The sequence below is a fragment of the Pseudomonas sp. Pme6b genome, from assembly GCF_058129925.1.
The window spans coordinates 644,077-656,221 of the sequence record NZ_CM176704.1 but is presented as its reverse complement, the minus strand read 5'-3'; the positions used below and the strand labels follow the sequence as shown (position 1 = coordinate 656,221).

The window sequence follows — 12,145 nt, the reverse complement described above, 5'->3', positions numbered from 1 at the left end:
GGCAAACCACCACGGCCTGAGCGTCAGCGCTTTCCTTCGCGGTCGCGAAAACCCAACAGATATAGCACGCCATCGAGTCCCAGCGTCGAGATCGCCTGCTTTGCTGATTGCTTGACCAGCGGCTTGGCGCGAAATGCGACACCCAGCCCGGCAATCGCCAGCATCGGCAAGTCATTGGCACCGTCGCCGACCGCGATGGTCTGCTCCAGACTCAAGCCTTCCTTATGCGCCAGCTCGCGCAACAGGTCTGCCTTGCGCTGCGCATTGACGATCGGCTCTACAGCGACGCCGGTTACCTTGCCATCGACCACTTCCAGCTCGTTGGCGTACACATAATCGATGCCCAGCTTTGCTTGCAGCTGCCTGGCGAAGTAGGTGAAGCCACCCGAAAGAATAGCGGTCTTGTAACCCAGACGCTTGAGCTCGGAGAACAGCGTTTCGGCGCCTTCGGTCAAGCGCAGAGAAGCGCCGATTTCATCCAGCACACTGACATCCAGCCCCTTGAGCAGAGCCAGACGCTCCTTGAAGCTTTCGCTGAAATCCAGTTCGCCGCGCATCGCACGCTCGGTAATCTCGGAAACCTGCTCGCCCACACCGGCAGCCTTGGCCAACTCGTCGATCACTTCGGCCTCGATGAGGGTCGAATCCATGTCGAACACAGCCAGACGCCGGTTGCGGCGAAACAGCGAATCCTGCTGGAACGCGATATCTACGTTGAGATCCTGGGCAACTGCGAGGAACTCCGCCTGCATGGCTTTCGGGTCGGCTGGCTCGCCGCGCACGGTGAACTCGATGCAACCCTTGCCCTTGTCGGCCGGCGTGTCGAGCGGCATACGCCCGGACAGACGATCGATCTGATCGATATTCAGCCCGTATTTAGCCGTAATGGCGCTGACGCACTGCAATTGCTCGGCCGTAACCTTGCGGGTCAGCAGTGTGACGATATGACGGGCCTTGCCCTGACCTTCAACCCAGTGCTGATAATCCGCTTCGGACACCGCCGTGAAACGGACCTGCTGATCGAGTTTGTAGGCGGTGAACAGGATGTCCTTGAGCACGGAAGAACCCTGCACGGTATCCGGAATTTCAACCAGGATGCCGAACGACAGGGTGTCGTGGATAACCGCCTGACCAATATCGAGAATGTTCACGCCACCCTGGGCGAGGACGCCGGTGATGGCAGCAGTGAGACCTGGACGGTCGACACCTGTGATGTTAATCAGGACGATTTCGCGCAAGGCGCACCCCCATAGTGGAAAAAAACCGCATTCTAACCACATTCAGTGACCACCGGGCACAGGCAGCGCTTTGCCGCTACTGGGTCGCTCGTTATACTGCGCGACAACTTCACCGAAAGAGCCGTGCTCTGTGAACCGGCCCACGCCCGTTAAAACCGATAATTTCTTCCTGCTCATCTTTCGTGCCCTGCGTCATCGCCGTGTACCGATCGCTTTGCGCATTGCCAGCCATAACGTGATCCTGATCGCTTTGGCGCTGGTGATCTACGCCGGTGTCATGGGTCTGCAATTCAAGCAGGCCATGCATGAACAGGCGGATGCGCTGGGGCAGGCCCTGACGACCCAGACCGCCACCTCGGCCACCGAGCTGTTGGTGTCCAACGACATCCTCAGTCTCAACGTGCTGCTGGGCAATCTGGTCAAGAACCCGCTGGTAGCGCATGCCGCTATCTACAGTGTGGATAACCGCATTCTTGCGGAAGCTGGCCAGCGCCCGAAAAACGGGCTTCTGGGTGAGGCTCAGGGCCTGTATGAAATCAAGATCACGTTTCAGGACGTGATGGCGGGTCATCTGCGCATCAGCCTCGACATGTCACAGTTCCAGCAGCCGATGACCATCAGCCTGCAGAGCATGGGCATTCTGGCGGGCATTCTGCTGGCCCTGGCGCTGGCCCTGAGCCTGCGCCTCGGTCGCCATATCTCCACGCCATTGATGCAGATGCGCATCTGGCTGCGCGACATCGACCCATACACCCCGGCTACCGACCGCCAGGATGAAATAGGCGATCTGGCCCGGCAACTGCGCACCTCGTTCGCACCACCGGTTCCAGAGCCGGAGCCGCTGCCCGAACCCGAGTATGACGGCGACGAGGACGACGGTGACGATCCGTACCTGGAGCCAGAAGAGCGACCTGCACCACCGGTCTCGGCACGCAGCAGCGAACCGAAGCCGCGCCTGCCGGCACCGCCAGTCCAGCGTCGCATTGTTGCCGAAGAAGATGAAGACGACGACGAAGATCCGTTTGCGGACCTGCGTGACAATTCGAATACCGCACCAGTTGCACGCCCTGTGGCTGCGCCGGTAGCGCCCGTCGAGCCGCACAACAGCGCCGTGCTGGCCGTACAATTGGGCGCGCAGGACCAATTGCGCCGCCTGCCGCGCGCACGACTGACCGAATTGCTGCAACGTTATCGCGACTGCCTCGATCAGGCCGCCTCGCTGTATGAAAGCGAGCTGCATACCCTGAACGATGGCAGCACCCTGATGCTGTTTCACAGCCACGAAAGCGGTGATGACTACCTCACCAACGCAATCTGCTGCGGCGAGCTATTGCGTGCCCTGAGCCATGCCTTGCAGATCGAGGTGGCCGACAGCGGCATCACCTTGCAACTGCAACTGGGCCTGACGCTGGGTGAGGGCCTGAGCGGTCTGAGCCAGATCGACCTGCTGCTGACTGAAACGGCGCAGGATGCGTTGGCGCTGTCTCAGCACAGCCGCAACCTGCTGCTGGTTGAACGCCGTATCAACGACGACCCGTTGATACGCCAGCGCGCCCGTATCCGTCCTATCGCCAGCCCTGAAGGCGCATGCTGTGTGGAACGCCTGATGGAGCCCTACCCTTCGATGCTCGAACGCCAGCTGGCGCGCATGCACGAATCCAACAAGGCCTGACCACCGCCTCTCGTTCACATGCGTAAGCACAGGACGAGAGGCGCCCGACCTTGACTGTGGCAGCGCGGCGCAGATCTGTGACGCAGAGCGTCACCCAAGGCATTCCCACGCTGGAGCGTGCGGAACGATAGGTGTCTACAAGATCACCATCGTGCCCATGCTCCGCGTGGGCATGCCGTTCTGAACGCTCCGCGTCCGATCCTGACGGTGCAGCGCGGCACAGATCTGTGACGCAGAGCGTCACTCAAGGCATTCCCACGCTGGAGCGTGCGGAACGATAGGTGCCCGCAAGATCACCATCGTGCCCATGCTCCGCGTGGGCATGCCGTTCTGGACGCTCCGCGTCCGATCCTGACCTCACTGGAGCATTTGGAACGATAGGCGTCCGCAAGATCACCATCGTGCCCATGCTCCGCGTGGGCATGCCGTTCTGGACGCTCTGCGTCCTCCTGACTGCGTTGTGCGTCAGGAACGTCGAGGTGTGAGAAGCGAAGATTCGCGTCCAACAAAAAGCCCGCATCGCTGCGGGCTTTTTTGTTGGGCCAACCCTAGAAGCGGAACACTTCAAGATCGGTACGTATGGGCGAGGCCATTGGAATTCTTGGTTTGTCAGGCTCTTTGGCCTTGGCGACCGGGGGCTTTTTCGGTTCTTCGATCGGCTGCCAGGAAATCGGCTTGATCGCCGTACTGACCTGATCGGCCAGGCGTTGCAACAGCATGCCCTGGGCCTTGACCTGGTCGGCGGAGCTGCCGGCATGGACCTGTTCAAGGTGCACCAGTCGGCTGTCACGAACATGACCTTTACGGTCCAGAAGACGCCATTGCGCATCCAGAACGGCAGGCTGTTTGGCACCGGAGTCCAGACGGGTGATCGACAGTACGACCTGAACGTCCGGTGTGAAGTTGGCAACCGCAGGCGCCATGACGACACGCTGGCTGTCCAGCTTCCAGGCCAGCTGACGCAAGAGCAACTGGTCGATATCCGAAGACAGATTGCCCGCCCAGCGCCCGTCTGGCGATGCGGTCAAAGTGCCGTCAGGCTGGCGTTGCAGCAGGGTTTCGCGTTGCAGATAGTCGGCCACCGAAACAGGACCCAGCAATACTGCCAGACCACTACTCTGTTTCGGCTGACCAGGCTCACCGCTATCGAGCTGATAAAGCGCGGTCGGCTGGCGCACACTGCAACCAGCCAGACCCAAAACGCCAGTCATCAGCAAGATCAGGGGAAGGCGTAGAAAATTCATCATCCCATCCAGGTGGCCGCCCCGAGGCAGGCCACAGTATAAGTACTTTCAAGACCCATGCAGGCACTGAGCCACGCATGCACCCCAAGACCCCATATCATCCGTGAATATGCATCATGACTCCAGCGATTATGCATCGTACTTCATGGCAAAACGAAGAACGCTGGTGCCAGATCAATGTTTTTAGCTATTTTCCACCAATAACGCGTCTACGCGCTGGAAGCCTCTTGGCAATTTATTGCCACGTCGGCCCCGCTCCCCCTTGTAATGTTCAAGGTCTTCAGGTTTAAGCGACAGCGTTCGCTTGCCTGCCTGGAGTACCAGCGTCGCGCCCTGCGCAATCACCGCCAGATCGGTCACATATTCTTCTCGGCTGGCTACCCGCTCACCCGGAATACCGATGATCTTGTTGCCTTTGCCTTTGCCTTTGCCCAACTGCGGCAAATCGCTGATCTTGAACACCAGCAGGCGGCCTTCGGTGGTCACCGCTGCCAGCCAGTTCTGTTCACGGTCGGGCACCGGCCGAGGCAAGATGACTTTTGCCCCGTTCGGCAAGCTCAGCAACGCCTTGCCCGCCTTGTTCTTGGCCTGCAGGTCTTCGCCTTTGACGACAAACCCATAACCGGCATCCGAAGCGATCACATACAGCGCGTCATCTTCGGGCATCAATACGCACTCGAACGTCGCACCCGGTGGCGGTTGCAGTTTACCGGTCAACGGCTCGCCCTGGCCTCGTGCAGATGGCAGGGTGTGTGCTGCCACCGAATAGCTGCGCCCGGTCGAGTCGATGAACACGGCGAACTGATTTGAGCGGCCGATGGACGACGTCTTGAAACCATCCCCTGCTTTGTAGGAAAGCCCGGTGGCATCAATATCGTGGCCTTTGGCGCAACGCACCCAGCCTTTTTCCGAAAGCACGACAGTTACCGGCTCGGTGGGCATCAATTCGTTTTCAGACAGCGCCTTGGCTTCGGCACGGGCAACAATCGGCGAACGACGATTATCGCCATAGGTTTCAGCGTCGGCGATCAGTTCGGCACGGACCAGCTTGCGCAGTTTGGACTCACTGCCCAGCAGCGCCAGAAGCTTGGCCTGCTCTTTGCGCAGGGCCTCCTGCTCGCTGCGCAGCTTCATCTCTTCCAGACGCGCCAACTGACGCAGACGGGTATCGAGGATGTAGTCCGCCTGGATTTCCGACAGGCCAAAGCGTGCAATCAGTTCCGCCTTGGGATGTTCGGCGGTGCGGATGATGTGGATCACTTCATCCAGGTTCAGGTAAGCCGTGAGCAGACCGTCCAACAGGTGCAGACGATGCTCGACCTTGTCCAGACGAAACTGCAGACGACGACGCACAGTACCGATGCGGAACGTCAGCCATTCGCCGAGCAGTGTCTTGAGATTCTTGAGCTGCGGCTTGCCGTCCAGACCAATGATGTTGATGTTCACCCGATAGCTGGATTCCAGCTCGGTGGTCGCGAACAAATGCTGCATCAGCTCGTCCAGTTCAACCCGGTTGGAGCGCGGAATGATCACGATACGACAAGGATTTTCGTGGTCAGACTCGTCACGCAGGTCGGCAACCATCGGCAGCTTCTTGGCCTGCATCTGCGCGGCGATCTGCTCCAGCACCTTGGCGCCGGAAACCTGATGCGGCAGTGAAGTAACGACAATGTCGCCATCTTCAATGCGGTACACGGCCCGCATGCGCACCGAACCGCGCCCGGTCTCGTAGATTTTCAGCAGGTCGGCACGCGGCGTGATGATTTCCGCTTCGGTCGGATAGTCCGGCCCCAGAATGTGCTCGCACAGTTCCGGAACCGTGGCCTTGGGGTCGTCCAGCAGATGAACGCAGGCGCTGGCGACTTCGCGCAGATTGTGCGGCGGCACGTCGGTGGCCATACCGACGGCAATGCCGGTGGTGCCATTGAGCAGAATGTTCGGCAAACGCGCCGGCAGCACGGCCGGTTCCTCCAGTGTGCCGTCAAAGTTCGGCACCCAGTCAGCCGTGCCCTGGCCCAGTTCACTGAGCAGGACTTCGGAATAGCGCGACAGACGCGCCTCGGTGTAACGCATGGCCGCGAAGGATTTGGGATCATCCGGCGCACCCCAGTTACCCTGCCCGTCTACCAGCGTGTAGCGGTAGCTGAACGGCTGGGCCATCAGCACCATCGCTTCGTAGCAGGCCGAGTCGCCGTGTGGGTGGAATTTACCGAGTACGTCGCCGACGGTACGCGCCGATTTCTTGTGCTTGGCGTCAGCCCCCAGGCCCAGTTCGCTCATCGCGTAGATGATGCGCCGCTGAACAGGCTTCAGGCCGTCCCCGATATGCGGCAAGGCACGGTCCATGATCACGTACATGGAGTAGTTGAGGTAGGCCTGTTCGGTGAAGTCAGCCAGTGATCGGCGTTCTACACCATCCAGGCTGAGGTCAAGGGAGTCGCTCATGCGGGCCTCATTATTTCGTTGACTGGCGCAGCAGCAAGTTGCCGCCACGCTGTGTGAATTCAAGTTGTTTCATGGCGCTCATGCCCAGCAGCACCTGCTCACCGTCCAGACCGGGTGCCACCAGAGCACGCACATTGGTCAGGACTATATCGCCCAGTTGCAAGCAGTCGAGCGTGGTCCGAAAACCCTGACTGTTGCCATTGGCCGTGCTGAGCGTGACCGCAAAGCCGCGTTTCAGGCCCAGGCTGTCAGCCATATCACCGGGTACGGCCACGTCGGTCGCCCCGGTGTCGATCATGAACTCTACCGTCCGGCCGTTGATCTGGCCGGTACTGACAAAGTGCCCCTGACGATTACCCGCCAGTTGCACTTCGATGTATCCGTCACCGTGTTGCGAAGCAACCACCGTATTAGGGTTCTGCTGCTTGTCTTCCCAACTGCCGAAAAAGCGCGTCGCCAGAAACAGGCCAGCAGCCCAGGCCACGATCATTAATATCTTGCCAGCGCGCTTGCCGGGTTGCGGTTGATTCGCGGGCTGGCTCACTGACCGGCGCTCCAGCCCGCTTCAGGCGCAGCGAACCGCCAGACAATCGGGCGTTTTTCACCATCGGCGCGCGCACCGAAGTTATTGTCGATGCCGATCCACGCGCCCTTCTCGTCCACGACCAGCGCCTCGGTCAGGCCGTAGGGCTGATCATAGCGACGCGAAGGCACCATCGCTTCCTTGGCGAACGACCAGCAACGTTCGATCTGCCCGGTCTCAAGCCCACGCCGACAGATGCGATAGGCCGCACGTTCGAGCGTGAACAGCTTGCCGTTGTAGAGCGACAGATCGGAAAAGTCCGTAGACACGGTCTTGTGCCCCTGTTCTGCGGGCAGCAGGTCTTTACCATCTTCGGACAGCAGCACGCAGCTTTGCCCGCAGCTCCATTGTTCCTTGTCGCGCTGCACAACCAGCAGCCCGCGCTTCTCGCGCTCGGCGGCCAGCCAGATGCGGTCGCCAGAGGCGTTCACGGCAATCCCTTCGAAAATCGCATTGAAGTGTTGCAACATGCCCTGGCCGCGCGCCTGTTCTATCAGTACCTGCGGCAAGTCCAGCCAGAACGGTGCACCACTGACCGGAACCTTGAGCACCGTGCCATAGGCCTCGCTGACCAGATAACGGTTACCGGCTGCATCACAACTCACGCCTTCGAAATCCAGATCACCACCACGCACCAACGCGGAAAGGCCTGCCAGCGAACGCAGCTTGAGCGGCAGATAGCTGTGCGGCGCAGGTGCGTCAATGCGGTGTGCTTCTGCCTTCCAGGTATTTTGCGACACATCAAGGCTGTACAGCACATTGTCGTCACGGTCGGAAACGGTCCACAGCTGGCCATTGCACATGGCCAGACCCGACAGATTGCCGCCGACCATGTCGTCTACCGGGTGCTCGGATTGCAGTTTCAGGACCTCAAGCGGCGCGGCGAAAACCGGCGCGGCAACCAGGGTCAGGGCGGCGAGCCAGGCTCGTATCAAGTCAGGACCTCGGCGAGGTTGCCCTTCGATTCAAGCCAGGACTTGCGATCACCTGCACGTTTCTTCGCCAGCAACATGTCCATCATTTCCGACGTAGCAGCGAAATCATCCAGCGTGAGCTGCACCAGACGCCGTGTGTTCGGGTCCATGGTGGTTTCGCGCAATTGCGGCGGGTTCATTTCACCCAGGCCCTTGAATCGGGTGACCTGTGGTTTGCCCCGTTTCTTTTCAGCCACCAGACGGTCAAGGATTCCGTCGCGCTCGCTTTCGTCCAGCGCGTAGTAGATTTCCTTGCCAAGGTCGATCCGGTACAGCGGCGGCATGGCCACATACACATGCCCGGCGTCGACCAGCGGGCGGAAGTGCTGGACGAACAACGCACACAGCAAGGTGGCGATGTGCAAACCATCCGAGTCGGCGTCGGCGAGAATACAGATTTTGCCGTAACGCAACTGGCTGATGTCCGCCGCGCCCGGATCAACCCCGATGGCAACCGCGATGTTGTGCACTTCCTGGCTGGCGAGCACTTCGCCGCCGTCCACTTCCCAGGTATTCAGAATCTTGCCGCGCAGGGGCAGGATGGCCTGGAATTCCTTGTCCCGCGCCTGCTTGGCCGAACCACCGGCGGAATCACCTTCGACCAGAAACAGCTCGGAGCGCGCCGGATCCTGTCCGGCACAGTCAGCCAGCTTGCCCGGCAACGCGGGGCCTTGGGTAATGCGCTTGCGTTCAACCTTCTTGCTGGCCTTGAGGCGGCGACCGGCGTTGTTGATCGCCAGGTCAGCCAGTTGCAGGCCCAGCTCCGAGTGGGTATTGAGCCACAGACTGAACGCGTCCTTGACCACGCCGGAAACGAACGCCGCCGCCTCACGGGACGACAGACGTTCCTTGGTCTGCCCGGAGAACTGCGGCTCCTGCATTTTCATCGACAGGACGAAGGCAATTCGCTCCCAGACATCTTCAGGTGCCAGCTTGACGCCACGCGGCAACAGGTTGCGGAACTCGCAGAACTCGCGCATCGCATCCAGCAATCCCTGGCGCAAGCCGTTCACATGGGTGCCACCCTGCGCCGTAGGGATCAGGTTGACGTAGCTTTCCTGAACGCTGTCGCCACCTTCGGGCAGCCAGAGCAGCGCCCAGTCGACCGCTTCCTTGTTACCGGCGAAGCTGCCGCAGAACGGTTCGTCCGGCAGTCGCAGGAAGTCGCTGACCGAATCCTGTAGATACGAGCGCAAGCCGTCTTCGTAATGCCACTCGACTTTTTCGTTAGTGGACTTGTCTTCAAAGCTGACCAGCAGGCCCGGGCACAGAACCGCCTTGGCCTTGAGTACGTGCTTGAGACGACTGACGGAGAACTTCGGGGTATCGAAATACTTCGGATCGGGCGCGAAATAGACGCTGGTCCCGGTGTTGCGCTTGCCGACAGTGCCGATAACCGCCAGCTCTGTGGCCTTGTAGCCGTCGGCGAAGGTCATTTCATATTCGTTGCCATCGCGCTTGACCCGCACCCGAACCTGAGTGGAAAGCGCGTTGACCACGGAAATCCCTACGCCGTGCAGGCCGCCGGAGAACTGGTAGTTCTTGTTGGAGAACTTGCCACCCGCATGCAGCTTGGTGAGGATCAGCTCGACGCCGGACACACCTTCTTCCGGGTGAATGTCCACCGGCATGCCGCGGCCGTCGTCGGACACCTCAAGCGAGTTGTCGGCATGAAGGATGACCTGTACCGAGCGCGCGTGACCAGCCAGAGCTTCGTCGACACTGTTGTCGATGACTTCCTGAGCCAGGTGGTTGGGCCGCGAGGTGTCGGTGTACATGCCCGGACGTTTGCGAACCGGATCGAGGCCCGAGAGGACTTCGATGGCGTCTGCGTTATAAGAGCTAGCGCTGGGATTGGCCATGGGTTCTCGTTATCAATCTTTCATGGAATTTCGGGGGTTCAATGTTCTTGCATTCAGTAGGCCGGGCATCGATCGCCTATAGCGCCGACAGGTCGATCTTCTGCAACAGATCGGGGGCAAACCCGGCAAAGCTCAACAACGCTGGCATTTGCTCGGCAAAACCCTGAAAACTGTGGTCGCCGCCCGCCTGAATGCGCAAGGCACAGGCCCGGTAAAACTTCTCGGCGCGACGATAATCAAGGGTCTCGTCACCGGTCTGCAACCACACCTGAAACTGCTGCGGGTCCTGGGGAGCAGGAACCTCCAGCTCGGCCAGTGCCTGAATATGGTCTTCGGTCAACTGCCACTGCTCGCCGGTGTACAGGTTCTGCTGCACGCCGAGAAACCCGTCAAACAGCTGATGCGGGTTGACTGCCGGGTTGATCAGCACCGCCTTGAGGCCATGCTGCTGCGCCAAATGAGTCGCATAGTAGCCGCCGAGCGAGCTGCCGACCAGTAATGGCCGTCCCAGCTCCTTTATAGCGGTTTCAAGCTGCCCCATAGCCTGACGCGGATGGTGATGCAGTTCAGGGACTTGCAGACGATCAGCCAGACCCAATGACTTCATCAGCGCGGCCAACTGACAGGCCTTTCTCGACAGGGCCGAGCTGTTCAAGCCATGGATGTATAGCAGTGAAGGTGTGTCGCTCGTCACGCTGTCGCTCCCGAGTGCAAGGCAAAGCCGTGTAGTTTACAGGGACTTACGCTACAACACCTCACTGGAAACGTGTCCGCCCGCTCATTCAGTAGCCGGTGCCGCCGTAATCGACTTCGAACTCCATGCCGACCACTCGGGAAACAGCGGTTTCCAGCCGTCCGTCGTCATGCAGTCGCAGCCAGCGATAGCCCGGTGCCGTGGTGTCCACCTTGAAATCGGCACTGCCCGGCGCGAACTGAATGCAGGTCGAGGGCGACGCCAGCAGGCGCACGCCGTTACGCATCTGGTCGAACTCCTGATGTACATGCCCCCACAATACGGCCCGAACCTGCGGGAATCGATCCAGCACCGCAAACAACGCGTCAGCATTGCGCAGACCGATGGGTGCCATCCATTCACAGCCGATGGCCACCGGGTGGTGATGCAGGCAAACCAGATGATGCCGGTCAGGCGCTTCGCTCAGGGACTGCTCCAGCAACTGCAATTGCCCAGCGGCCAGAAAACCTGGCACCGAACCGGGCACTGCCGAATCCAGCAGTGTCACCCGCCACCGGCCGATGTTGATGATCGGCTCAAGCAGCCCTTCAGCCTGTGCGACATGCTCCATCTGCGGCAATTCATCATGATTACCGGCAAACCAGCGCGCGGGCGCGGCGATCTGCGTACTTATCCGGCGAAACGCTTCGTAAGACTCGACACTGCCATCCTGGGAGATATCCCCGCTTGCAACCACAAGATCAACCTGCGGCTGCTCGGCGAGGACCAGATCAACGACTTTTTCCAGACTGTCGCGGGTACTCATACCCAACAACGCCCCGTCCGCCTCGGCGAACAGGTGGCTGTCGGATATCTGTACCAGCAAAACTGACGATGAAGGGGCTGCGCTTGGCAAGACCGTCTCCCAGAGAGGATTCAGCGCGATTATGTGACGTGGCAGCGGGCGGGTAAACCGGGAATGTGAGCGCAGACGAGCATTTGGTCACATTTGCTGATTTGCTCGGTGCTTGAGCACAATTAAAGCAATAAGTCCGGCAGACACCATGCCCGCCAGTCCCGCACCCAAGAGATAGCTCAGCACCCGCTCATAAGGCATTCCAGGCCAGAGATATCCCGCCAACAAAAGCTCCAGGACAACGCCAAGAATCATTCCTGCCAGTCCAGCCAGATGAACGATCCACGGCATGAGCCTCAAAGACAGAATACCGATGACCACTCCGGTAATGGCCGTATATAGGAAGTGTTCCCAACGCAGAGCGCTGCCTGTCAGGGTTATCAACCCGAGATAGCTGAAAAGGCTGAGGGTGATTCCCGAGAAGCACGCTAACAGACATCGTGGGGTGCCTAAGTCACTCATTCGTTATACCTGCAAATAAATTCAGGTCGAATGTAAGGCATGTGGTTTCAAATCCAAGGTGCCGGGGGATTTTCAG

Annotated in this window: 10 protein-coding genes; 1 reads left to right on the top strand and 9 read right to left on the bottom strand. The window is 59.8% G+C overall.

From position 1 onward, the window contains the following. Positions 1-23 precede the first annotated feature (23 nt). Entirely contained in the window at positions 24-1,238 is a 1,215-nt protein-coding gene (gene serB, locus AC4ANE_RS02900) for a phosphoserine phosphatase SerB (protein ID WP_002551805.1), read from the bottom strand. 130 nt (positions 1,239-1,368) lie between these two features. Here serB and AC4ANE_RS02895 point away from each other — a divergent pair, with 130 nt between their 5' ends. Continuing rightward, positions 1,369-2,910: an AhpA/YtjB family protein gene (locus AC4ANE_RS02895; protein ID WP_002551804.1), complete on the top strand. Its 1,542-nt coding sequence runs from the start codon at positions 1,369-1,371 to the stop codon at positions 2,908-2,910. Positions 2,911-3,458: 548 nt separating this feature from the next. Here the strand turns inward: AC4ANE_RS02895 and AC4ANE_RS02890 are convergent. From AC4ANE_RS02890 to AC4ANE_RS02855, 8 genes are all read right to left on the bottom strand, one after another. Next, the gene (locus tag AC4ANE_RS02890; protein WP_029241083.1) at positions 3,459-4,154 is read right to left on the bottom strand and encodes a PqiC family protein; all 696 of its coding nucleotides are present in this window, start codon (positions 4,152-4,154) and stop codon (positions 3,459-3,461) included. 183 nt (positions 4,155-4,337) lie between these two features. Further along, complete coding sequence (gene parC, locus AC4ANE_RS02885) at positions 4,338-6,599, bottom strand: DNA topoisomerase IV subunit A (protein WP_002551802.1); 2,262 nt, start codon at positions 6,597-6,599, stop codon at positions 4,338-4,340. A gap of 10 nt (positions 6,600-6,609) precedes the next feature. After that, a complete protein-coding gene (locus AC4ANE_RS02880; protein ID WP_002551801.1) occupies positions 6,610-7,143 on the bottom strand; it encodes a retropepsin-like aspartic protease family protein in 534 nt (177 codons plus the stop codon). Then, positions 7,140-8,117, bottom strand: coding sequence for an esterase-like activity of phytase family protein (locus AC4ANE_RS02875; RefSeq protein WP_002551800.1), 978 nt, complete (start codon positions 8,115-8,117; stop codon positions 7,140-7,142). Before AC4ANE_RS02875 ends, AC4ANE_RS02880 begins: the two co-directional genes overlap by 4 nt. Continuing rightward, on the bottom strand, positions 8,114-10,018 hold the full coding sequence (gene parE, locus AC4ANE_RS02870) for a DNA topoisomerase IV subunit B (RefSeq protein WP_002551799.1): 1,905 nt from the start codon (positions 10,016-10,018) through the stop codon (positions 8,114-8,116). The genes AC4ANE_RS02875 and parE overlap by 4 nt, the downstream gene beginning before the upstream one ends. A gap of 76 nt (positions 10,019-10,094) precedes the next feature. After that, positions 10,095-10,712 carry a YqiA/YcfP family alpha/beta fold hydrolase gene (locus tag AC4ANE_RS02865; RefSeq protein ID WP_005731105.1) on the bottom strand — a complete coding sequence of 206 codons (618 nt, stop codon included), beginning with the start codon at positions 10,710-10,712 and terminating at the stop codon, positions 10,095-10,097. Between the two features lie 88 nt (positions 10,713-10,800). After that, positions 10,801-11,607 carry a 3',5'-cyclic-AMP phosphodiesterase gene (gene cpdA, locus AC4ANE_RS02860; RefSeq protein ID WP_002551797.1) on the bottom strand — a complete coding sequence of 269 codons (807 nt, stop codon included), beginning with the start codon at positions 11,605-11,607 and terminating at the stop codon, positions 10,801-10,803. Between the two features lie 87 nt (positions 11,608-11,694). Then, positions 11,695-12,069, bottom strand: a complete 375-nt coding sequence (locus tag AC4ANE_RS02855) for a hypothetical protein (protein ID WP_005731103.1) — start codon at positions 12,067-12,069, stop codon at positions 11,695-11,697. Between the last annotated feature and the right edge of the window lie 76 nt (positions 12,070-12,145).